Here is a 21,581-nt window from a genome sequence, read left to right as displayed (position 1 = left end):
TAATAACCCCTTTCTCAATTATTTATAAAATGGTCCAAGTGATTTACTGGCTTCAAAGTCAGCTGCTTCCAAGTTCTTTGTGCCAAAGCCGTCGTACATGGCTGGGCGGAATATTTTCTCGCTTGGTACATTATGCAGGGCAACAGGAATACGCAGCATTGCTGCCAATGCTAAAACATCTGCTCCCACATGTCCTTGAACTGTTGCGCCGTGGTTGGCTCCCCAGTGATTCATGACATCATAGACCGATTCAAAGCCGGCTTCACCTAAGCGTGGTGCAAACCAGGTGGTTGGCCAAGTTTTATCCGTGCGCATGTCCAAAGTATGATGAACTTCAGGATCTAGCACACAAGTCCAGCCCTCAGCCAATTGCAGTGTTGGGCCAATACCGTCAATTATGTTGATACGAATCATTGTGACGGGCATTTCAGAGTTGGTTTTAAAATGCGATGAGAAGCCGCCGCCGCGGAAATATTCATAGTTGGCACGGCACCAGTCAGTGGCTTCGAGACAGGCTTTAACATCCTCCTCTGTCATATTCCAGAATTCTTTTGTTGTGCCGCTGCCTTTCTCATCTTTGGCTGCAGCTGTCCAGTCAAGGGCCGAAGCCCCTGAGTTGATCAAATGAAGCACGCCGTTAGCTGCTTTTCCGGTCAATTTCTTTCCAGTTACGCGCTCGACTGATTCTGGGCTCCAGTAGGTGCGAACATCTGAAAAAATAGGGGCCTTATTGGTCAGTAGGGTGCCGAAGAGCATTGAAGCACCGTTAAGTGTGTCATTCTCTGTGGCAAAAGCCGTAACAGGGCGCGGGCCATTCCAATCGAAGGTTGAAGCCATGATTGCTTCAGTAAAATCGCCGTTCGGCAGCCAATCTGTCCATTGACGCTGGCCTTGGAAACCGCCGGCAATCGCATTGCGTCCGCGCGCCTCTTCTTCCCAGCCGATTTCAGCCAATTTCGGATTTCCAAACAAGATGTCACGCACAATAATCGCTTGTTTTGCAATGAATTCCCAGTCTTTGTCTGCTGGTACAACTTTTGACTTCTTGATAATTTCTGGAAAATCTTTACCGGCGTTGATATCCAGCCCCTCTGGACAATTTGCTTTAATCCAGGACAGAGCCTTTTCATATTCAGCTTCGTCATAGATGCCAAGGGTGATACGGCGGAGAATTTCAGTCATATCAACGAATTCAACACCCATCCCCAGATAATCATTGTAGAGATGGCTGTCGACTTGTGAACCGGCGATGCCCATTGCTGAAGCTCCCAGGTTTACATAAGATTTACCTTTCATTTGACCGACCGCAAAGACGCCGCGTGCAAATGTCAATATCTTTTCCTGAACATCCTCAGGGATTGAATTATCATCCAGTTCTTGAACTTCCTGGCCGTAAATTTTGAATGCAGGTAAACCTTTCTGAGCGTAGCCAGCCATAGCGGCAGCTAAATAAACGGCTCCTGGGCGTTCGGTCCCATTGAATCCCCAAATTGCTTTAATCGTATTGGGATTCAAGTCTAGAGTTTCTGTGCCGTAACACCAGCATGGCGTAACTGTCAATGAACCGATAATATTCTGGCCGGCTAATTCGTTTTCGACTGCGCCTGCATCTCCGCGTCCGCCGATTGTACGGCTCACAACATAGCATTGAACCGGTGTTCCATCCGCATATCGGAGATTACTTTCAATAAACTCTTTGGCAGATTGAGCCATTGCCATTGTTTTTTCTTCAAGTGATTCGCGGATTCCTCCCATGCGTCCATCAATTACTGGACGAATCGCGAGTTTTGGATAGTTTTTCATATGAATTTTATTCACCTTTCTTTTAAAATTATGCTGTTGTTTTTCTTTCTTACTCTAGAATCATTAAGCTATTTGTAAAGCAATGCTGCAATTTCTTCGCTGTCAATGTTATTTTTATCATACCAGTGTGAACCTGTGTCAATATCTTCAACTTTTTCACCTTTTGCTGTTTTTACAGCTAGTTCTACTGTGGCCTTGCCAATTGTGATGGGATCTTGAGTAATGGAGCCGAGGAACTTGCCGTTCTTAACTGCATCACGCTGCAGTGTACCGGAATCAAATCCTACTGCGATAATTTTATCAACTGTCGAACCGATTTTTCCGCCTGCGGCATTATCAGCATTAATGATTGCTTTTGCGCCAAATTCGTTTGTTGCAAAGATGCCGATTGTATCTGCCTTGTTCAGCAAGGTTTGAGCTTCTGTTTGGCCGGCTGAATCGGTCATTTGAGCTGGAACGCGAAGTTCAATAATTGCCTTTGCTCCAGAGGGGCTTCCTTGTTCAAACTTAGAATTGCCTATAACCGCAATCTTATTTCCAATCTTATCTTCTGTCTTCAAAAGCTTAATCATTTCATCAATGAAACCTTTCGTCCGATTTGACAGCGACAATGAATTAACTTCTGCAGAAACTACACCAATGCGAACAGGCTCCTCAGTATCTGCAATCTTTTCTTTCAGCTGTTCGTACATCTTGTCAGCACCAGCGGCTGCGGCTTTTTCATTGTTTGTTGAAGCGGTTGCTTTGACAGCCCCTTTTGGTGCTCCCGGAACTCCCGAATCAAAACCGATAATCGGAATCTCAAGATCCTGAGCTTGTTTGATGGCATCAATCTCTGAATTTGTATCAAGAGCAGCAAGTCCAATTGCGGACGGCTTTTGATTAATCGCATTGTTCAGCATTTGCAGCTGGTCGGCGACAGCCGTCTCATCTTTTGGCCCTGTAAAAGTCAGGCTTACTCCTTCTTTTTTGGCTTCAGCCTGGGCTCCGGACTGCACAGCTTTCCAATAATCATTTTGAAAGCCTTTGGCAATCAATTGAAGTTTGATAGAGCCGCCGGATTTTTGATCGGAACCTGAAGAACTTGAACAGGCCGAAAGACCAAGAAGTGCGGCAGTGGTTAATGCAGCTGCAAACAGCGTTAAAATTCCTTTTCTCATGAGTTTTCTCCTTTGAATAGCATTCGCGCAAGCGCTCGGCTTGAATAGCACCCACGTAAGCGTTCAGCTATATTTAAAATTGTTTATTTTTTATTACGCTGACGGAATATGTCAACATAAACTGCGACAATGACGACAATACCCGTAATAAATAATTGCCAGTGCGGCTGTAAATTTACGTAAGGCAGACCAACCAGAAGAATCGTCATAATAAACGTACCAATAATCGTACCAAGAATTGACCCGACACCACCAGCCAGCGAAACACCGCCGACAACAGCTGCCGCAATTCCCTGCATTTCAAAGCCGACACCAGCACCAGGCATGATTGTCGTATAAGTTGCGACATACGCAATGCCTGCTAAACCTGCAAAGAAGCCTGCAATAATATAAGCTGACGCTTCATACTTAACAACATTGATACCGGAAAGTTTGGTTGCTTCGCGGTTTGAACCAATCGCAAAAATATAACGTCCGATTCTCATCCTATTCAGCACAACCGCAGCGATGACCGCCATTACGAGCAAGAGGATAACACCTGTGGGAAAGTTATTCCCTGTTCTGAAAAGTGATTTGTACCAGCCGTTAGCGCTTGAACGCAATGGGAAGGTCTGAGTTTGAATATTTGAGATGATGGATGAAAATCCTTCAGCCACCATCATTGTTCCAAGAGTTGCGATGAACGGCGGCAGCTTGATTTTAGCAATCAGAAAACCATTAATACAGCCAATCAAAGTGGCAACTAAGAGAATGACCAAGAGTGAGACTGCAAGCGGTAAATGCCAGACATTGTAGGCCACGCCTCCAGTCATTGCAGCCGCCATCATCCCTGTACCGATTGAGAGATCTATCCCGCCGGTAATGATGACGAAGGTAACGCCGATACCGAGAAAGCCCACATAGTAAGAAGCGTCAAACAAGCTTGATAAAGTCGTGAAAGATCTGAAAGCCGGTGCCAGGGCAGCAAACAATCCCCAAAGCATGAACATCACGATTAGGATAATAAGCTGCTGCGTCCCGATTTTACTTGTCAATTTCTTCAAGAGACTTTTCTTTTCAATGTCCACGGTTGATGGACCTTTTTTTGTAATTTCCATATCCATATTTATTCTTCTTCCTTTAATGTTGCGAGTTGAAGGATTTTTTCCTGGGTAGCTTCAGCAATGTCCAACTCTCCTGTTTTCCTGCCTTCGCTCATCACGATAATACGGTCGCTCATGCGCAAGATCTCTGTCAATTCTGATGAAATCATAATAATCGAGTTGCCGTATGACGCGAGTTGTGACATCAGCTCATAAATTTCACTTTTGGCGCCCACATCAATTCCGCGAGTCGGCTCATCAAAAATAAGTATCCGCGAGCCTTGTTCCAGCCATTTTGCAATGACAACTTTCTGCTGGTTGCCGCCGGATAAATTACGAACAAGTGTCTCGGCATCAGGCGCTTTTGTTTTAAGACGTTCCATGAAAACCGCTGCAACGCGCTCTATTTCTTTATCATTGATAAGACCTATTTTTGTATAGTCTTCCAGATTTGTCATGACGGTATTATCAGCAATGCTCATATCGGTCACAATCCCGTAACGTTTACGGTCCTCCGACAGATAACCGATGCTGTGACGAACCGCATCTGCTGGTGTTTTTATCTCAACTTTCTGGCCTTCAACATAGATTTCACCTGAATCTTTCTTATCCGCTCCGAAGATAGCACGCGCCATTTCCGTTCGTCCGGCTCCCATTAATCCGGAAAAGCCAAGAATCTCGCCTTTTTTCAGCGCGAAGCTCAAATCAATGACTGACTTTCCTACATTAAGATTCCTAACTTCTAAAGCAACCGGCGCATCAGCCGGAACAGCCGACTCAGATTTCGGATCTTCAAAGACGACGCGTCCGACCATCATTTGGATGATTTCGTCTTTGGTTGAAGTTTTCGAATCAACGACGCCGACATATTCTCCATCTCGCATGATCGTGACACGGTCTGTGATTTTCTTTATTTCATCCATGCGATGCGAGATGTAAACAATTCCAATCTTCTTCGCTTTTAAATCACGAATAATCTTGAATAATGTTTCTATTTCTACTTCTGTCAAGGCCGCAGTCGGTTCATCAAAGACGACAATTTTAGCATTCATTGAAATGGCCTTGGCAATTTCGACCATCTGCATTTTTCCGACAGTCAGGCTGCCGACTTTTGCCTTGGGATCAATGTTCAGATTGAGCTGCTTAAACAATTCAGCTGTTTTCTTATTGATGGCGTCATCATTTGTCAGGAAGCCGTGCATTTCTTCACGCCCGATGAAAATATTCTGCGCCACCGTAAGATGATTAATCATGTTCAGCTCCTGGTGGACGATGACAATGCCGTTATCCATCGCTTCTTTAGGACTGGTGTACTCAATTTCTTTGCCGAGATAAATAATCGTACCACTGTCTTTTTTGTTAATTCCTGTCAAAACTTTCATCAGTGTTGACTTGCCGGCACCATTTTCTCCCATCAGGGCATGAACTTCTCCGGCTTTTAGTTCAAGTCCGGCATTTTTGAGTGCCTGAACCTTGCCAAAACTGATGGAGATGTTCTTCATCTCTAAAATAGTATCCATAGTTCTCCTTGTAATAACGTTCGTACAAACGTTCGATTATGTTTGAAAATGTTTCATTCAAAGCCAAAAATTTTCAAGCAATGACTCCATTTATCAGATTACAACTCCTTTCTTTAAAATGATATTCGCATAGATAGCCTTTTCACCCGTAGCAAGGATGGCATAAGCTTTCTTACCACGTTCATAGAAGTCCACTCGAGCCATATGTTCAATTTTGATAGGACTGCTGGTTTTTTCATTAATGATACGCTCGTATTCATTCCAGATTTCAGGCACGGTCGAATCGCCTTCAACCACGGCCATTAAAGCAACCGGCTCATCAACATAGGCATCAAGCGGCATTAATTCTAAAATACTTTCAAGAAGTTCCGGAACTCCCAGTCCATCTGCTCTAACCAGATTTCTGGCATTTGATGCGCCCGGATAATTTCCGTCAGCAATGACAATTTCATCACCGTGCCCCATTTCCATCAAAACTTTGACAAGCTGTGGTGAAAGATTTTTTGGAATGCCTTTCAACATTTCTTTTCCTCCATATATTTGATTTAATTAGTCTGATAAAATAACTCTCATTTTGGTTGATAAATCCGGATTTCACCGTTTTCTTTCACCCAGTTTCTGATTTCTTTTATGTCTTTGAAGCTGCCCTGAGCTTTCAGCTGAATTGCAATATTTCCCAGAGCTGTAGCTTCGGCTGGCCCTGCACTGACTGTCAAACCAGTTGCGTCTGCTACCATTTGACAAAGAATATCTGCTTTACAGCCGCCGCCGACAATATAAACGGTCTGATAAACCTTGCCGGTCACCGCGGTAATCTGGTCAATCGTTTCTTTGTATTTCAGCGCCAGTCCCTCGTAGACACAGCGGAATAGCTGAGGCGCTGTGTCAGGCACTTTTTGGTCCGTTTCCTCAGCGAATTTCTGAAGTTTTTCAATCATGTCGCCGGGTAATGCAAATCTTGGATCTTCCGTGTCAATAAATGTCCTGAAAGGTTCTGCCGCTGCCGCCGTCTCTGCAATTTCAGGAAAACTGTACTCGTGGCCTCGCTCTGCGAATTCACGTTTCAGTTCTTGAATAATCCAGAGACCTGTACAATTTTTCAGGAGCTGAATTGTTCCGCCCTGACCTATTTCATTCGTCAGATTGTATTTAAATGTGTCTTCACTTAAGATAGGTTCGCTGATTTCTGTTCCTACCAATGACCAGGTCCCGCAGGAAATGAAAATAAAATCCTGCTCCAGAGCCGGTACGCTCACTACTGCACTCGCTGTATCATGTTCACAAACATTCATCACCTTTATCGTCTGCTCTTGATTTGCGTATATTTCTTTGACTTTACCCAGAACTTCTCCCTCACTGGTCAATGCCGGTAAAATTTCAAGGGGCAGGTCTACCTGCTCAAGTAAATCTTTATCCCATTCTTTGGTGAGAGGATTCAGCATCTGCGTGGTAGAGGCAATACTAATCTCTGACCTGATTTCCCCTGTGAGCAGATAGTTAAACAAGTCCGGTATGTTCATAATCTTCAGAGTCCCTGCAAGCAAATCAGGCTGCTGCTCACGTAAAGCAATCAGCTGAAAAAGCGTGTTAATCTCCATTAACTGATTCCCTGTCCGCTCAAACAAGTCTTTTTCTGATAAATAATTTTGGCTTACAAAGTCCATCATGCCGGCCGTTCGCGAATCTCTGTAACTGACAGGGTTCTGGATAATGTCCCCTTTTTGATTCATTAAGCCGAAGTCAACTCCCCAGGTATCAAAACCGAGACTGTCAACTCTGCATTTTTCAGTTGCTTTGTTTAAAGCGACAATGATTTCAGAGAAGAGAGCATCCAAGTCCCAGTAGAGTGTGCCCTCTGTATTGACCGGTCCGTTTGAGAAACGATGAATTTCTTCTGTTTTCAAACTGCCGTCTTTGTATTGCCCCAGAACAGCTCGACCAGAGGAAGCTCCCAGGTCAAATGCTAATACATTTTTCTGCATATTTTTTCCTCGGAATCGTATTTTCACAAATACTCAACTATTTTGTAAGTACATCTTTTTTCTGACCGTAAGTCTTAAACTCTTCAGCCATTTTTGTCATCTCAGCCTCTGGAAGAATCACTGGCTGACCAATTCCGCAGGCCTTGACATAGAGTTCTGAACAAAATTCAACCTCTTCAATCACATTGAAAGCATTAAGCAAATCTTTTTCGCCCGCTAAGATACCATGGTTGGCAAGAAAAACTGCCTTACGATTTTTCATGGCCGCTGTTGCATTATGAGCAAGCTCCGGGGTTCCAAAAGTAGCATATTCGGCCACTCGAACAGTGGAACCAGCTACCGCAATCATATAATGAGCTGCCGGCAGCTCCCAATGCAGACAGGCCAGGACTCCGCCGTATATCGTATGAGCATGGATGACCGCATCCATATCCTCACGCTCGCGATACTGATTGAGATGCATCTCCCATTCAGAGGAGGCTTTGCGGCTTCCTTCAACAAGATTGCCATCTAAATCAAGAATCACAATATCCTCTTCCCGAATTTGATGAAAATCAATTCCGCTTGGTGTAATGGCCATCCAGCCATGCTCACGGTCAAAGACACTCAAATTCCCGCCGGTACCTTTGGTCAGCCCTGCATCAACAAGCTTAACTCCGTACTCTACGAGTTCTCGCCTTGCTTTTTCCATTAACATTTTTAGATTTTCCTTTCTCCGAACAATTTTTAACAAACAAAAGCTGTATTTTTACGTTTTATTTTGTTTATATTCGTTTGTTAATGTTCTATTTTGATTATATCATTTTATTTTTCTTTTTCAAGGATAAAGTAAAGCGTTTACAGTTTATTCTACACTTAGTAATCTTTTGCACAAAAACGTCCCCTCTGGGACTTTACTCAGCACATAATTACTCCATTTACATTTTTTGTAAGATAATGTAAAGTAGTTGTTTGCTTTTGCAAAAATAAGAAAAAGTTGTATAATTGAGCAACAAAACATATATATTTCTACAAAGAATGGAGTCCTCTAATATGTTAAAAAACGAACGTCAACAAGCTATATTAAACTCAATATCTGAAAATTCCTTCGTGACTGTTTCTCAACTTTCCTCTGAACTCGCTGTTTCAGAGATGACAATTCGCCGTGACATCAACGATCTTGCCAAACAGAATAAACTAATTAAAATATACGGCGGCGCCCAAAGAATGAATCTCCTAGACAAAGAGAAAACTTCCGAGGAAAAATCCACTTTAAACATAAACCAGAAAAAACAAATCGGAACAATAATGAACAGTTTAATCAAAGATAATGACACCGTCTTCCTTGGTGCAGGCACCACCATTTATCATGCACTTTCTCAGATTAACAAAAAAAAGTTATTCATTATTACGAATAACTTATTAGCCTTAAACTACCTGAAAAGTCATACTGATTTTCGAATCATTCTGACTGGAGGAGAATTTTATCCAGCCACCGAAGAATTCGTCGGCAACTTTTCCGCTCAATCACTTAACAATATCAATATCGATATTTCATTTGCCGCCTGTAACGGCCTCTACGAGAACAACGTCACCTTCGCCAGAACCTCTCAAGCCCCCATTCAAAACGCAGCACTGACCAACTCCAGAATCAAATGCCTCGTGGCTGACAGCACCAAAATAGGCGTATCTGACATCTACACATTGAGCAAACTTGACAGCTTTGATTATTTAATCACCGACGATAATCTGCCGCACAAACTAAAAGCCCACTACGAGCAGTATACCAAGATTTTGACCCATCCGCTGACCTGACCCACTTAACACCCCATTACAAAAGCGGCGCCGGATAGCCCAAATGCTCGTAAGCCTTAGCCGTCGCGATTCGTCCCTGCTTAGTGCGGATGATAAAACCCTTTTGAATCAAATAAGGCTCGTACATGTCTTCAACAGTTTCCACATCCTCGGCGATAGCCACTGCCAGTGTTCCTAGACCGACCGGTCCCCCATTATAGAGCTCAATCATCGTGCGTAAGAGTTTTTGGTCAATATAATCAAGACCTTGCTCATCGACATCCAGCATGGTCAACGCCTCATCCGTCATCTCACGATTAATTTCACCATTTCCGCGAATCTGCGCATAGTCGCGCACGCGCTTGAGCAAACGGTTGGCAATACGCGGCGTCCCGCGGCTGCGCATCGCAATTTCATGTGCGCCGTCATCCACGATATCCGCCTCAAAAATCTCGGCAGTCCGCTTCGTGATGGTTTCCAGCTCATCATCTGTATAATATTCCATATGAGCGGAAATCCCGAAACGCGCACGCAGAGGGTTGCTTAACATACCTGCCCGCGTGGTTGCGCCGACCAGCGTGAAAGGCGGCAAATCCAGATGGACGCTGCGGCTGCCGTCACCCGAGCCCAGCATAATATCGATGTAAAAGTCTTCCATCGCGCTATAAAGGACTTCTTCCACATTCGTGGGCAGGCGGTGAATTTCATCAATAAAGAGAACATCGCCCGGTGTCAGTTCATTCAGAATGGCCACCAGGTCGCCCGGCTTTTCAATCGCTGGTCCGCTGGTCTGCTTGATGCCGACGCCGAGCTCATTGGCGATGACAAAGGCCATCGTTGTTTTACCAAGACCTGGAGGGCCGAAGAGCAGGACATGGTCAAGTGCCTCTTCACGCTGCTTGGCGGCCGCGATAAAGATTTCCAGCTGTTCCTTGACTTTTGTCTGGCCGATATACTGAGCAAAGGTTGTGGGGCGCAGAGAGAGTTCTGCTGCCGCTTCTTCACTATCATCTGCGGTGATTTCAGGATTTAGATTTTCGTTCATGATTGTTTTCATTATATCACAATCACGCTCTTGCTTTAGCAAACGACAAAAAATATCAAAAAAAGAGCCCGAAGGCTCTTACTCTGCGGAAGGCGGGATTTGAACCCGCACACCCTTACGGACACTAGCACCTGAAGCTAGCGCGTCTGCCATTCCGCCACTCCCGCAATACTTTTAAATTCTACCAGATTTTATAGCGAAATGCAAGTCTTAACTTGAATTTTTCGTCATATCGTCCGATTTCATTCAATGATAGCGCTATTTTATGGGATTTGTGCTAAAATGACATTAGAAAAGAGGTAAATATGGCTTACACTCCAAATGAGAAACGTTACGACAAAATGGTCTATCGGCGCGTCGGAAAATCCGGACTGCTGCTGCCGGTGATTTCGCTGGGACTCTGGCACAATTTCGGCGATGTGGATGACTTTGAAAATGCGCGCGAAATGATTCACACGGCTTTTAATCTGGGAATCACGCACTTTGATTTGGCCAATAATTACGGGCCTGAGCCTGGATCTGCCGAGACAAATTTCGGCCGGATTCTGCGAGAGGATTTTGCAGGGCTCCGTGATGAGCTGATTATTTCCACGAAAGCCGGCTACTTGATGTGGCCTGGGCCTTATGGCGAATGGGGCAGCCGCAAATATCTGCTGGCGAGTCTTGACCAATCTCTGGAGCGCATGGGGCTGAAGTATGTGGATATTTTCTATTCACATCGGCCAGACCCTGCAACGCCGCTTGAAGAGACGATGGGCGCACTGAAAACAGCGCTTGACTCGGGACGTGCGCTCTACGTCGGGATTTCTTCCTATAATCCTGAGCAGACCCGTCAGGCCTACGAAATCTCCAGGCAGATGGGCTTCAAACTCCTGATTCACCAGCCGAATTACTCGATGTTTGACCGCTGGATTGAAAACGGACTTCAAGAAGTCCTGACAGACACAGGGATTGGCTCCATCGCTTTTGCACCTTTAGCTCAGGGACTCTTAACGACAAAATACTTGGACGGAATCCCGCAGAATTCACGTATCCGCAAGCCTGGAGCCTCATTGCAGGAGGAAGCCATTACAGAAGTAAAATTAAACCAAGTGCGCGCGCTGAATGATATTGCTGAGGAGCGCGGACAGACGCTGCCGCAGATGGCGCTGGCCTGGGTGCTCCGCAGAGACAAGCGGCGTTCTGTTGCACCTGTGACGAGTGCACTGATTGGTGCGAGCCGTCCGGAGCAAATCGTTGAAAATGTCGCCGCGCTGGAGAATTTGGAATTCACCGAAAATGAGCTTCTGCGGATTGACGAAATTCTGGCTCGAGATACTGAAATTCTTGAGACGAGCGACCGCTGGAAGCATCTGGTTGCCGAGCGTCAATCCTCAGCTACGGCCTGGGAGAATCGATTCTGACACTGTGCTTTGATACTTTCTGTACATAAAATAAAAGCGCGCAGCCTTTTCATGCAGGTCTGTGCGTTTTTAGTTTTCAGTCGGATTCATGTTTTCTGTTGAAATGCAGCATTAGCAGGCCCACGAGGAACATGAGCAAAAAGAAGAATTCGTAAGCCCAGGGGAATATGCTCAAATCTGTCAGTGCAATGAGCCCGGAGAAGATAATCGGCATCAGGAACATGCCGGCACTGGCGGCTGAAACGTTAATGGCGACCATTTTTCCCGCCAAAACACCGGAAAAGTAGCGATGCGGCAGGGTCATGACGGTCGGATAGAGCCCGGAGAAGCCCAGGCCGACGAGAACCGCCGCCCCTAGCGGATAGACGGCCATCAGAAGTGTGCCTGCAAAGGACAGGCAGAGCAAAATCACGATGAAGCGCTCGGGCTTGAAATAGTCCAGCATGAAGCCGCTCAGCACGCGCCCGACCATCAGTCCGAACCAGAAAATCCCCGTAATCAGCGCCGCAAAGGCCGCCTCATAATGCCGGTAGACGAGGTAGGACGCCATTAGGAGCGAGAAAATCTGCTCGATGGAATAGAGGAAATAAAAGAGCGGAAAGAGCCAATGCCTGAGCGACAGTTTAGCCCTGGCAGAATCGGTTTTCCCCTCTGTCTCGCCATGCGCCGTAAAAGTCGATTTCCGGCTCAAAAAGAACAGCAGAATCAGTGAATGCAGCAGTAGAATCAGTAGAACCGCCAGTCTGAACGACGCCGTCAGCTGGATGGAAAAGGCCACCAGCATGGATGATAAGGTCACGCCCAAACCGTAAAAGGCATGAACAAAATTCATGATTTTGCCCGAAAAGTTCCGCGCGACGATAGTGTTCACCGCCACATCAATCGCGCCCTGACCCATGCCCAGAAAAGGAACCGACAGCAGGTAAATCCAGCCGTTCGGCGCAAGCAGCATGAGGAAAAGCGCAATCACAATTGACAGCATGGACATGAAAATGACGGTTCCCTCTTGAAGCCGCGCGGACAGCTTGACATAAATGAAGTTCGACAACAGCGAGAAAAGGAGACTGACTGTCGTGATGACACTGACAAACTCCAGCGAAAAATGGAAAGTCTGCCGAATCACCGGCCAGCCGGAGCCTACGATGGAGTCGGGTAAGCCCAGCGAGATGTAGAGCGCGAAGCTTAATAGGATGAGGATGAGTCTTTGTTTTTTGTTCACGGTTTATTTTAGCATAAAGCGCACGAAAAAACGCGATTTCCCACGCTCAGATTTTTATCCATTTTTTATGGTTTTGGACACTTAGACGATTTTGTGCTGAAACATCTTCTGATTTTTTGCGTATTAATATATAAGGGCGTAAAAACCCTGTGTTCAATTTTCTTACGGTGTTACACCCCTTGACAAATTCTAGGTAAAAAATGAGGAGGTAGTAATATGTTAGAATGCAAATTCCTTCTGGAAAGGTGTTATGGACCAGCTGCTGATTGCAGTCGAGCTTGTGCGGCTTATCGTCACAGTCGCAAAGATTGTAGTCTGGCTAAGCAAAAACTCTAGTCCTGAAGACTAGAGCCACCATAACACCGAGGATAATTGACACGGACGAGTCGCAAGCTCGTCCTTTTTTGCGATCAATCCCTTGATGAGTCTATTTTAACATTTTTTTGTGCTATGTCAAACATAAAAAAAGCCTAAGATTATCATTGACATCATCCAGAAAGATATCCCTCAGCTCAAGGAAATACTGGAGAGTATGAAGTTATATTTGCAAAAAGAAATTCAAAAGCAAAAAAACTAATCACTTTGCAATTTTTTGCCCAATCCAAAAAAAGCCCATCAAGGACTTTTTTTCTATTCATTTATTCAACCGACATCAAATAAGGATAAACCGGCTGCTTGCCCTCATGAATCTCAAATTCAAGATCCGGATGAAGTTTCTGGACTTCCTTGACCAGTTTGTCCGCCACACGGCGCTTACCGTCCTCGCCGATGTAAATCGCCGCAATCTCGGAATCCTCGGTAATCATCGACTCAAGCGTCGCATACAGCGCCTCGCCCATGTTGCGGGTTGACACGATGATTTTATTGTCAATCATGCCGATAATGTCTTTTTTGTGAATATCGATGCCGTCGATGTTCGTGTCGCGGGTCGACTCCGTGACGGAGCCGGAAACAACCTCTGACAAAGCCTCCGTCATGGCCTCTTTATTTTCCTCAAGACTCAAGCTTGGATTGAAACTTAAGAGAGACGTGAAACCTTGAAGCACAGTGGTTGATTCGACCACTTCAACTGGGATTTCTGCCACTTCCGCGGCAGATTTAGCCGCCATGAAGATATTTTTATTATTTGGCAGAATAATCACTTTCTCAGCATGAACTTCGTTAATCGCCTTGACGATATCCTCTGTTGAAGGGTTCATGGTCTGACCGCCTGATACGACTTTGTCAACTCCCATCTGGGTGAAGATTTCAGCCAAGCCGTCACCGGCCGCAATGGCGATAAGGCCCCATTCTTTGCGCGGCTCATGGGCTGATTTTGAAGCGGCAGCCTCTTTTTTGGCCACTCCCTCATTCTGCAGGCGCATGTTATCAACTTTAACCTTGACCAGACCGCCGTATTTCAGACCTTCCTGCAGAACCAGCCCTGGGTCTTCTGTGTGGACGTGAACTTTGACGATTTCGTCATCATCGACCACCAGGAGCGAATTTCCAAGCCCGGCCAGATAATTCTGGAATTTTTCGTGATTATAGCTCTGCTTGGCAGTCGGGCCTTTGCCCAGCTCGACCATGATTTCTGTACAGTAGCCGAATTTTATGTCGCTGGTTGACGCATTTGCAACGCCGGACATCTCATGCTCAGAGCGAATCATGGCATCCATTGCGGCTGTTTGGTCTGCAAAATCTTCAGGCACATATTGTCCATTTAACACCTGCAGGAAGCCTTCGTAAATGAAAACCAGGCCTTGACCGCCGGAATCAACGACGCCGACTTCTTTCAGGACGGGCAGCAAGTCCGGCGTTTTAGCCAGTGCTGCTTCTGCTCCTTCAAGTGCAGCCTGCATTACCTCGGCTGCATCATCTGTCTCATTTGACTTCCGGCGGGCAAATTCAGCCGCGCCGCGTGAAACTGTCAGAATCGTGCCTTCTACAGGCTTCATGACCGCCTTATAAGCAACTTCGACCCCATTTTGAATGGCATTTGCCAAATGGATGCCGTCAAGCTCTTTGTACTCTTTTGCATATTGTCCAAAGCCGCGGAAAATCTGCGACAAAATCACACCGGAATTGCCGCGAGCGCCCATTAAGAGGCCCTTTGACAGAATCTGCGAAATCTCGCCCACTCCGTCGGCCGGCTTTTCAGCCACTTCTTTCGCACCGTTAGCGATTGTCATGGACATATTCGTACCTGTATCCCCATCTGGAACAGGAAAAACGTTCAGTGAATTGACATATTCAGCTTGTGAAGCCAGACGGATTGACGCCGCTTGAATCATTTCAGCAAAAATGTCCCCAGTAATTCTCTCTACCATCTGTTAGTCGCCCATCACTTTCACTGATTGTACATTCACATTGACTTTGACATTCGTCAGGCCAAGCTGATTCTCAAGGTTAAAACGTACGCGCTCCTGAATATTGCGCGCCACTTCGGAAAGTTTGACGCCGTAGCTGATGACCACGAAAACATCAATGGTCGTGCCTTCCTCATCGGACTTGACAACCACTCCCTTGCTGTAATTCTCCTGGCGCAGAATCTGACGCACATTGTCACGCACCGCGTTTTGGCTGGTCATCCCGACCACGCCGAAAATCTCTGTCGTTGATGTCCCAACGACAGTGGCAATAACTTCTGTTGAAATTTCAACCTTACCGCCGGCTGTATTAAATGTTACAGGCATTTTAAAACTCCTTTTAAAATAGCGTTACGCGAGTGCTTTGTCGTTTAAACAGTATCCGCACAAGCATTCGCCTTACCGCACCCAGGCATACTTGTCACCTGAATGAGATAGAATCAATTTATTTTACCATATTTCGGGAAAAATTAGTCAAATCTTGGGCTAAATTGTTAAAAACAACAAGACAACACAGGGCGACATGTCAAGTTTTACAGGCAAGATTTTCACCATATTAGTAAAATATGACCAAAAAATAATTTTTCTAACAAAAAAACCGATTTCTCGGTTCAATTTCAATCATTAGGCACGCGTCACGCCAGCAGGCAACTTCTTAAGCGCCTTAGCTGAAGCCCAAACCGTCTTAATTTTGCCGTCTTCAAGAATTTTAACTTTTTGAAGATTTGGCTTAACCTGACGTTTTGTCTGATTCATCGCGTGTGAGCGGTTATTACCTGCGACCGTTTTACGGCCTGTAAAATAACATACTTTTGACATTTTTAAAATTTCCTTCCCTCAGATTTTCCTGTAAAATAACGCGCACTTAAATGCCCGCTAAAACAGCGCATTAATAGTGTACCAAATTTCCCGAACTTTGTCAAAAACTAGGGTCGAATTTGACTGAATTTCTTGCATCCAAATCATCCGCGCGGAAGGAATTGAAAAACCGCGTTTGGCCGCGGCTTTCGAAAGGAGTTATTTATGAAAAAGATTTAAAAATATAGGAGTCGCAGATAAATCTACTTACAGTTTAATTATAACGTCTCTTCCTTAAAGTTTCCTAAATTAACGCCAAAATTTTATCTAAAAGTTCCTGGTCAACCCAGACGCTCACAGAGCCGTCATTGACTGGGAATTCTGCACGGCCTTCGCCGTTCAATGTGATTTCCCCGGAATTGTGACCTAACAAGTCTACGTAAACCTTGTGCGCTTGCTCAGCGCCGATGGTCATCCATTTTTTCCCGCCGCCGGCATTGGTCAGGATGACTGCCAGTCCGGTCTCTTTGCCGTCAAAGTCTGCTTGTGCTGTCCAGCCGATGATGTCGGGGTGGTCGATGTAGTCGCTCTGCTGCTTCATTTTCATGTGGCTGCGCAGTTTCATCATGCGCTCAAGTCCTGTGCCGACTGGCGCAGTGTTGTGAGCGGGGATGCCCATCAGGTCTGCCCAGAAGACGACTGGAATGCCGGCTTTGCGCAGCAGAATCAATGCGTAAGCCTGTTCTTTGAACCAGCCCTCAATCCAGGACTGGAGCGCCTGTCCTTCTTGGGTGTCGTGGTTGTCCACGAAAGTGACGGCATAGTCTGGGCGAATATCGGTCAATGTGTGCGAAAAAATTTCCTGCATGTCAAAGCTGCCGCCGGATGAACTGGCTTGATACAAGTTGAAGTGCAGCGGTACGTCGAAAAGATTGAGCACATTTCCGGATTCGTCCAGATAGTTCAAGAGCTTTCCAATGTCATCGGACCAGTATTCTCCCACGACGAATGGGATGTCGTCTTTGTGCATCTGTTTTTGGCGGGCTAGCAGCCAGTGCTTGAAGTAATGAAAATCAATGTGTTTGACGGCGTCGAGACGAAAGCCGTCAATTTTTACCGTATCCGTAAACCATTGTCCCCACTTTTCGAGCTGCTCTACGGTCTCGGGGACGGTCATGTCAAGGTTCGCGCCCATGAGGTAGTCGTAGTTGCCGTTTTCGCCGTCTACATGGGGCGACCATTTCTGACCCTGGAACTCAAAGATGGCGTGCTCTTTTGAGCGCTGGTCGTAGTCAACGCCGGAGAAGTTCTTGGCGGTCCAGATGTAGTCGTTGTAGGTGCCGGCGCGTCCTGGAAATGTGAATTTTGTCCAGACTTCGACGTCTTCAACGCCGGATTCGGGCTGCAGGCGGTTCGAGAAATTGTACTGAACGGCTTTGACTGTCTCTGAGGCGTCGGCGCCCATCATGTGGTCAAATACGATGTCAGCGTAGGCTTCTATGTCTTGTGCGTGCAGAGCATTGATGAGATTGACGTATTCGTCTTTTGTGCCGTATTTTGTGGCAACGGAGCCTTTTTGGTCAAATTCGCCTAAGTCGTAGAAATCGTAAACGCCATAACCGACATCATTGATGCCTGCGGCACCTTTAGATGCTGGCGGCAGCCAGACGCCGGAAATTCCCAGCTCCTTGAGTTTGGGCGCGAGGGCTGTCAGGTAGGACCATTGCTTGGCATCGGCGGGCAGGTACCATTCAAAAGCTTGTAAAATTGTGTTCATTTGTGTTCCTCTTGATTTATTGATATTTCAATAATATCTATTTATACCATATTTTTTTAAATAAATGCTTTTTTTAATATTGTGTCGCTTGAGCCACTTGAGACTAGCTATTTAATTTCTGAAATGTTATTCTAGTGTCATGCATCTGACAAGCCTATCAATCATCGTCATTGCGATTATCTCAGCATTATCAAGAGGTTTAATCAGCAACGTTGACCGTTATCAAATCGGGATTCAGAAAAATTCTGTGTTACAGGTTAATTTGTTCAATAATTTATTCACAATGGTGTTTGTGCTCATTTTGGCTTTCTATTTTCCTTTCGGAGGAATGTTGTGGGATTGGAAAGTAATCATTTATAGTGCAATTGTCCAGTTTGTCGCGGTGGGTTACTCAGTTTTATTTAGAAAAATGACGATTTTTGAATCTGTGATTGCTGCGAAGGCTGCGGATATTCTGATTCCTATTGCTGTTTTCTTTGCTACTGGCGTTTTTTCGGTTAAAACTTATTTTCTGGCGATTCTGACGACTTTGCTGGTGGTTTTGTGGCTGCGAAAAGGCAATAGTCTGGCGAAATACTTTAAAGGGATTATGATTATTGTTCCGCTGCTTGTGGCTCAGGCTTATCTGACACCACTGCTGGTCGGGAATTATCATCATGATTTTAAACAGATGGCCGCTTTTACACTCTGTACTTTGGTGATTCGTTTTGTTATCTCATTTGTCTCTCTGTTTTTTGACAAAGATTTTAGACAGATGAAGCTTAGTATTTCAAAAAATAATGTCGGACTTTATGCTCTAAGGTCGATTCTGACAATCACTGCACAGTTTACTTTTGTTCTGGTCACTTCTGACCGGCTGGCTGCTTTAGCCTGGATATTTTTGAACATGACGTCTCTTTACGGCATTTTATTTTCGGGGGTTATACTTCGGGAAAAGGCTTCGCAGAAAGGGATTATTTTAATCATGGTTTTGACTGCTCTGATGGTTATCGGGAATTTTCTGTAAGAGCATGACAAGTAATCCTAGATTCAGAAATTCTGTGCAAATTAATGTACAATACAAGTAAAAATACACATAATATTAGACGTTCTATCTATAAAAATCTCGTTTTCAGTTTATCGCTTTTTTACTCACAATTTTGCTAATTATGATAAATAAGGATTAGAGGTATCATGAAAAAATACAACAAGAATGATTTGCGTATTTTTGACGCTTTTTGCATCGTTGCTGGAAAAAATGAGAACTATAACGAAATAACTCTGTCAAAAGTCACTGCAGCAATGGGATTTACCGGACAAGTGCTTAACAGGACACGCTATCGTAATGTTGATGATATTGTGACTGCACTTCGTGATTATGAAAGTCAGGAAGCATTTGAAAAAATGGAGTCCTTCATTGCCAGCGGCAGAAAGGATTTATCAACTTTTCTGACGGATGAATTTTTCCCGATTCTTTATAAAAACAGAAAATATCTTCATGTCCTTTACGGCAAGAATTCAAATCCGGTGTGGATGGCTTTGCTGATAAAGAAATATACACAGCTTCTCTCTCCTCACTTTTCTGATGCTGCGAAAGCCTTTGACCTCGAGCCGGTTTTTGTCACAAAACGCGTCGTCTGTACTGTAATTTCTTCTCTTTCCGACTGGTTGAGCGCAAGTGAACCAGAAAGTCCAGAGATTTTCGGGAAAAATTTCTCGGCTTTGCTGAAGCATTCTTTCATTGAGTTGGCCGAATCCTGATTTCACTAACCAAGATGTGATTATCTTTTTACTGCTCGGCTTTTCACCAGCCGGAAAATTTTTACGGAAAAAGCCGCTCCATCTCACTGGACGCGGCTTTTTCGGTTAAATAAGGTTTAAAAACAGGATAGGAATAACCAGCAGCAGTACAATTGGAATGACTGTCTGAACAGGGTCTAGAAGAATTTGAGAAACCAGCTTCATTGCCCATCTTGCATACCAGGGATAGCTCGCTTGATGGTAAATGTTCCCGTCAACTCTTCCGCTCTTGCCTTTGCTCTGGATAAATCCCAGCTGTCTCACGTTGCTGTGACTGACTGGAGAGACTTTGACGATTTCTGCCTGAACGGCGCGCCGCCAGCTCGTTCCAATGCCGCCTTCGCAGCGGATGAGCGTAAGAATGGCGGCAGCATCACGGTCTTCTGGCTGCATCAGGACGCTGACCTTGGTATCGGGGACGACTTCATTGCTGGTCACGCGGTAGCTATAAACGTTTTTGAAATCAGAAGCGTAAATCAAATCGTCTGTTTTCAGATTTTTGATTCGCCATAGGAGAACGTCCAGCGCTTCTTTGGGGCCGATGACATTGTGCGCCAGGAGGACGTAGTTGCCTTTTCCCAGCTGTTCTCGGGCGCTGTATGTCGAGGCGCCGTTCATCAGGTTTTTATTGTCAAGACCAGCTAGAATCGGCAAGCTGATTTTTTGGCTGGGAATGACGAGTTTGCCGATGCCCCAGTCGTTCACGCTTTGACTGAAATTTATTTTTGCGTTGGCATAGGAGCCCGTATTGACGGAAGCAATGTCCTGCTCGGTGTAATTTGCCCGGTCAATCTTGTCCAGATTGTAATCGGCGAGCTGCTGTTTCCCGGTCGTATTTCCGATATTGATGTCGCGCATGGACTGCTGCGACTGAATCTGCGTGTAGCCGTAAATGGCAAAGCTTAGGACTGCTGCCGTCATCACGATAAGCAGAATGAACAGGGCTTTGACTGCAATGAACAAACGATTCAGCCGCTTTTTGGCTCTCGCTTTGGCTGTGCTGCCTTCTGCCCGCCGATAGCTTCTCAGCAAAAGCCGGTAAATTAGGAAAAGTGCCAGAAACAGGGCGGCAGAGGCAATCAGAGAGCCGGTCACAATATGCGTATAGCTAAAAGTATCACGCGAAATAACCTTTAATTTCTCAGCCTTTTCCAAAGGCGTCCTCAGGCCGGTAATCAGGAGGCGGTAAGTATTTATTCCCGGCGGGGTACAGGTGACAAGCGTGACCATGTCTTTCCCGGGAACAACCTTGACTTCACTGACATCTGACGGAAGGACTTCGTCCATGCTGACGATTTTATAAGCCAGACGTTTCCCCAGAATATTGACAAAAAAAACATCGGAAATCTGCAGCGAGCGTGCATTTGTAAAAAGCACCTGATTGTCCAGCCCGGAATGCCCGGCAATGGCGGCATGCGTGTTCTTCTCCCCAATCGGAATCGAGCTGGGCTTGAAATGGCCTAAACCGTGATTCAGCGTCAGCTCGTTTGTGCCGTGATAAAAAGGCATTTCTTTAATGCTGATGGCCGGTATGTCCAAAGTCCCCATTATCCCGCCCTGGTTGGCAATCTTATCATAGACAGCTGCTGGGAAAGGCGGCTGACTGCCCTGCTGAGCGGCCAAAACATTAGCATTGTATTTCTCAGCTTCCTTAATTTGTGCTTCCAGCTCTCCTCTGGAAAGTTTGCTCAGCGCCTGATTGTAGTGGCTCGTGGCCTGAGAGCGCTGTTGATTGGCCAGATAATTCCCGACAATGGGATAAATCAGTGCGGCAACTCCGCCGGCGATAAAGAAAATCGCGATTATCAGCAAAGGTGAGAAGCGTTTTCTGGAAACTGATTTTTTGGATGAAGTCTTTTTTTCTTTACTTGTTTTCATAAATGGCCTCTAGG

General features: G+C 45.4%; 18 protein-coding genes and 1 tRNA gene. 4 read left to right on the top strand and 15 right to left on the bottom strand.

All coding sequences use genetic code 11. From position 1 onward, the window contains the following. Positions 1-18: 18 nt before the first annotated feature. From ACYQ2E_RS03095 to ACYQ2E_RS03065, 7 genes are all read right to left on the bottom strand, one after another. Positions 19-1,803, bottom strand: a complete 1,785-nt coding sequence (locus tag ACYQ2E_RS03095) for an L-fucose isomerase (protein ID WP_460016594.1) — start codon at positions 1,801-1,803, stop codon at positions 19-21. Positions 1,804-1,871: 68 nt separating this feature from the next. Further along, positions 1,872-2,963 (bottom strand): substrate-binding domain-containing protein, encoded by a 1,092-nt coding sequence (locus tag ACYQ2E_RS03090; protein WP_460016593.1) that lies wholly within the window; start codon positions 2,961-2,963, stop codon positions 1,872-1,874. Between the two features lie 83 nt (positions 2,964-3,046). Further along, positions 3,047-4,060, bottom strand: a complete 1,014-nt coding sequence (locus ACYQ2E_RS03085; RefSeq protein WP_460016592.1) for an ABC transporter permease — start codon at positions 4,058-4,060, stop codon at positions 3,047-3,049. 8 nt (positions 4,061-4,068) lie between these two features. Further along, the gene (locus tag ACYQ2E_RS03080; protein ID WP_460016591.1) at positions 4,069-5,565 is read right to left on the bottom strand and encodes a sugar ABC transporter ATP-binding protein; all 1,497 of its coding nucleotides are present in this window, start codon (positions 5,563-5,565) and stop codon (positions 4,069-4,071) included. Between the two features lie 93 nt (positions 5,566-5,658). Then, on the bottom strand, positions 5,659-6,087 hold the full coding sequence (locus tag ACYQ2E_RS03075; RefSeq protein WP_460016590.1) for an RbsD/FucU family protein: 429 nt from the start codon (positions 6,085-6,087) through the stop codon (positions 5,659-5,661). A 47-nt stretch (positions 6,088-6,134) separates the two neighbouring features. Further along, positions 6,135-7,547: a rhamnulokinase gene (locus tag ACYQ2E_RS03070; protein ID WP_460016589.1), complete on the bottom strand. Its 1,413-nt coding sequence runs from the start codon at positions 7,545-7,547 to the stop codon at positions 6,135-6,137. A gap of 37 nt (positions 7,548-7,584) precedes the next feature. Then, positions 7,585-8,244 carry an L-fuculose-phosphate aldolase gene (locus ACYQ2E_RS03065; RefSeq protein WP_460016588.1) on the bottom strand — a complete coding sequence of 220 codons (660 nt, stop codon included), beginning with the start codon at positions 8,242-8,244 and terminating at the stop codon, positions 7,585-7,587. Positions 8,245-8,579: 335 nt separating this feature from the next. On the opposite strand from ACYQ2E_RS03065, the gene ACYQ2E_RS03060 reads away from it, so the two are divergent. Then, a complete protein-coding gene (locus tag ACYQ2E_RS03060) occupies positions 8,580-9,341 on the top strand; it encodes a DeoR/GlpR family DNA-binding transcription regulator (RefSeq protein ID WP_460016587.1) in 762 nt (253 codons plus the stop codon). 16 nt (positions 9,342-9,357) lie between these two features. Here the strand turns inward: ACYQ2E_RS03060 and ruvB are convergent, their stop codons facing one another. Both ruvB and ACYQ2E_RS03050 read right to left on the bottom strand, forming a co-directional pair. After that, positions 9,358-10,365: a Holliday junction branch migration DNA helicase RuvB gene (gene ruvB / locus ACYQ2E_RS03055; protein ID WP_460016586.1), complete on the bottom strand. Its 1,008-nt coding sequence runs from the start codon at positions 10,363-10,365 to the stop codon at positions 9,358-9,360. Positions 10,366-10,449: 84 nt separating this feature from the next. Continuing rightward, positions 10,450-10,532: transfer RNA gene (locus tag ACYQ2E_RS03050), tRNA-Leu, on the bottom strand. 138 nt (positions 10,533-10,670) lie between these two features. On the opposite strand from ACYQ2E_RS03050, the gene mgrA reads away from it, so the two are divergent. Beyond that, positions 10,671-11,768, top strand: a complete 1,098-nt coding sequence (gene mgrA, locus ACYQ2E_RS03045) for an L-glyceraldehyde 3-phosphate reductase (protein WP_460016585.1) — start codon at positions 10,671-10,673, stop codon at positions 11,766-11,768. 76 nt (positions 11,769-11,844) lie between these two features. On the opposite strand, the gene ACYQ2E_RS03040 is transcribed toward mgrA, so the two are convergent. From ACYQ2E_RS03040 to ACYQ2E_RS03020, 5 genes are all read right to left on the bottom strand, one after another. Further along, complete coding sequence (locus tag ACYQ2E_RS03040; protein ID WP_460016584.1) at positions 11,845-12,987, bottom strand: MFS transporter; 1,143 nt, start codon at positions 12,985-12,987, stop codon at positions 11,845-11,847. A gap of 638 nt (positions 12,988-13,625) precedes the next feature. Continuing rightward, positions 13,626-15,296: a DAK2 domain-containing protein gene (locus tag ACYQ2E_RS03035; RefSeq protein WP_460016583.1), complete on the bottom strand. Its 1,671-nt coding sequence runs from the start codon at positions 15,294-15,296 to the stop codon at positions 13,626-13,628. Between the two features lie 3 nt (positions 15,297-15,299). Further along, entirely contained in the window at positions 15,300-15,662 is a 363-nt protein-coding gene (locus ACYQ2E_RS03030) for an Asp23/Gls24 family envelope stress response protein (RefSeq protein ID WP_460016582.1), read from the bottom strand. A 297-nt stretch (positions 15,663-15,959) separates the two neighbouring features. Beyond that, positions 15,960-16,154 carry a 50S ribosomal protein L28 gene (rpmB, locus tag ACYQ2E_RS03025; RefSeq protein WP_460016581.1) on the bottom strand — a complete coding sequence of 65 codons (195 nt, stop codon included), beginning with the start codon at positions 16,152-16,154 and terminating at the stop codon, positions 15,960-15,962. A 283-nt stretch (positions 16,155-16,437) separates the two neighbouring features. Continuing rightward, entirely contained in the window at positions 16,438-17,910 is a 1,473-nt protein-coding gene (locus ACYQ2E_RS03020) for an alpha-amylase (protein WP_460016580.1), read from the bottom strand. 139 nt (positions 17,911-18,049) lie between these two features. Between ACYQ2E_RS03020 and ACYQ2E_RS03015 the strand changes: the two genes are divergently transcribed. Then, the gene (locus ACYQ2E_RS03015) at positions 18,050-18,916 is read left to right on the top strand and encodes a hypothetical protein (RefSeq protein WP_460016579.1); all 867 of its coding nucleotides are present in this window, start codon (positions 18,050-18,052) and stop codon (positions 18,914-18,916) included. 167 nt (positions 18,917-19,083) lie between these two features. Next, a complete protein-coding gene (locus ACYQ2E_RS03010; RefSeq protein ID WP_460016578.1) occupies positions 19,084-19,650 on the top strand; it encodes a hypothetical protein in 567 nt (188 codons plus the stop codon). Between the two features lie 105 nt (positions 19,651-19,755). On the opposite strand, the gene ACYQ2E_RS03005 is transcribed toward ACYQ2E_RS03010, so the two are convergent. Then, positions 19,756-21,567 (bottom strand): sortase family protein, encoded by a 1,812-nt coding sequence (locus tag ACYQ2E_RS03005; RefSeq protein ID WP_460016577.1) that lies wholly within the window; start codon positions 21,565-21,567, stop codon positions 19,756-19,758. Between the last annotated feature and the right edge of the window lie 14 nt (positions 21,568-21,581).

This window comes from Lactovum odontotermitis, assembly GCF_054658595.1.
This window is presented reverse-complemented; position numbering and strand designations above follow the sequence as displayed.